Here is a 332-nt window from a genome sequence, read left to right on the forward strand (position 1 = left end):
TCAAAAAAGTTTGAATTGTTAAAAGCTGCTGAATCTCAATTTATGAGTATTGATGATTTATTAAATAAACCTAAGGATAATGCTACAAGTATTGTAGCATCTATCCCTAATACTATATACTACAAGGATCCACTCGATGAATTGAATTTAGATCTTCTTCAAGATAGACTAATAGAGCTATCGAAATATATAAAAATTAAGTCAAGTACCAGGTCTATTGAAATAAATCTTATTCGCCTACGCGAAGGCGGGTACGACATAGAATTAATAAGCTAATGGCAGTGGGTCAGTTTTGTGTGAAAAAGTGGGTCAAAAGTACTTGACAATCTACA

General features: G+C 32.2%; 1 protein-coding gene. It reads left to right on the top strand.

Annotation, left to right across the window (positions count from 1 at the left end; genetic code table 11):
- The coding region (locus GXK57_RS26260; RefSeq protein ID WP_160680946.1) for a hypothetical protein at positions 1-276 on the top strand (276 nt) is incomplete at its 5' end.
- Between the last annotated feature and the right edge of the window lie 56 nt (positions 277-332).

It is taken from the genome of Clostridium sp. C8-1-8, from assembly GCF_009928445.1.
In the GTDB taxonomy this organism is placed as follows: Bacteria; Bacillota; Clostridia; order Clostridiales; family Clostridiaceae; genus Clostridium_AR.